The sequence below is a fragment of the Streptomyces himastatinicus ATCC 53653 genome, assembly GCF_000158915.1.
Classification (GTDB): Bacteria; Actinomycetota; Actinomycetes; order Streptomycetales; family Streptomycetaceae; genus Streptomyces; species Streptomyces himastatinicus.
This window is the reverse complement of record NZ_GG657754.1, coordinates 3290619-3292342: the sequence shown is the minus strand read 5'-3', so window position 1 is coordinate 3292342 and position 1724 is coordinate 3290619. Positions and strand designations below refer to the sequence as shown.

1 protein-coding gene is annotated in these 1724 nt (G+C 68.7%); it reads left to right on the top strand.

The window, feature by feature from the left end; genetic code table 11:
• Window positions 1-128: 128 nt before the first annotated feature.
• Window positions 129-1694 carry a signal recognition particle protein gene (gene ffh, locus SSOG_RS13300; protein WP_009714743.1) on the top strand — a complete coding sequence of 522 codons (1566 nt, stop codon included), beginning with the start codon at window positions 129-131 and terminating at the stop codon, window positions 1692-1694.
• Window positions 1695-1724: the final 30 nt, after the last annotated feature.

Here is a 1724-nt window from a genome sequence, read left to right as displayed (position 1 = left end):
GGGGTGGGGATAACGCATCGCCCGTCCGAGCGGCACACGCCCGGGGGCAGACCGTTACCTCAACGTGCGGATACCCTTGGAGGCCGACCCGCCGACCCCGACATCCGACCAAAGGATTCGCGACCACCGTGTTCGATACCCTCTCCGATCGCCTCGCAGCGACTTTCAAGAACCTCCGGGGCAAGGGCCGCCTGTCCGAGGCGGACATCGACGCCACGGCGCGCGAGATCCGGATCGCCCTGCTCGAGGCCGACGTGGCGCTGCCCGTCGTACGGTCGTTCATCAAGCAGGTCAAGGAGCGCAGCCTCGGCGCCGAGGTCTCCCAGGCGCTGAACCCGGCCCAGCAGGTCATCAAGATCGTCAACGAGGAGCTCATCGGCATCCTCGGCGGCGACGCCCGCCGCCTCCGCTTCGCCAAGCAGCCCCCGACGGTCATCATGCTCGCGGGTCTCCAGGGCGCCGGTAAGACGACGCTCGCCGGAAAGCTCGGCCGCTGGCTGAAGGGGCAGGGCCACGCCCCGCTGCTCGTCGCGTGTGACCTCCAGCGCCCCAACGCGGTCAACCAGCTCTCGGTGGTCGCCGAGCGCGCGGGCGTCGCGGTGTTCGCGCCGGAGCCGGGCAACGGCGTCGGCGATCCTGTCAAGGTCGCCCAGGACTCGATCGAGTTCGCCAAGACCAAGCAGCACGACGTCGTGATCGTCGACACCGCCGGCCGCCTCGGCATCGACGAGGAGCTGATGCGCCAGGCCGCGGACATCCGCGACGCGGTCAGCCCGGACGAGGTCCTGTTCGTCGTCGACGCGATGATCGGTCAGGACGCGGTCAACACCGCCGAGGCGTTCCGCGACGGCGTCGGCTTCGACGGTGTGGTGCTCTCCAAGCTCGACGGCGACGCGCGCGGCGGTGCCGCGCTGTCCATCGCGCATGTCACCGGCCGTCAGATCATGTTCGCCTCCAACGGCGAGAAGCTGGACGACTTCGACGCGTTCCACCCGGACCGCATGGCGTCCCGCATCCTCGGCATGGGCGACATGCTCAGCCTCATCGAGAAGGCCGAGCAGACCTTCAGCCAGCAAGAGGCCGAGAAGATGGCGGCCAAGCTGGCGAAGGGCCCCAAGGAGTTCACGCTCGACGACTTCCTGGCGCAGATGGAGCAGGTCCGCAAGATGGGCTCCATCTCCAAGCTGCTCGGCATGCTGCCGGGCATGGGCCAGATGAAGGACCAGATCAACAATCTGGACGAGAAGGACGTGGACCGCACGGCCGCGATCATCAAGTCGATGACGCCGGGCGAGCGCCACGACCCGAACATCATCAACGGCTCCCGCCGCGCCCGTATCGCCCGTGGTTCCGGCGTCGAGGTGAGCGCGGTCAAGAATCTGGTGGAGCGGTTCTTCGAGGCGCGCAAGATGATGTCGAAGATGGCCCAGGGCGGCGGCATGCCGGGAATGCCCGGGATGCCGGGCATGCCGGGTGGCGGCGGCAGCGCCAAGCGCAAGGGCAAGCAGCAGAAGAAGGTCAAGGGCAAGCAGCGCAGCGGCAACCCGATGAAGCGGAAGGCCGACGAGCAGGCCGCCGCGGCCCGCCGTGAGCAGGCGGGCCAGCAGGGCGGCGCGTTCGGCATGCCCGGTGGCCAGGGCGGCCAGGGCCAGGACTTCGAACTCCCCGACGAGTTCAAGAAGTTCATGGGCTGACTCGCCCCCCGGACCCGCAGATACCGGGTG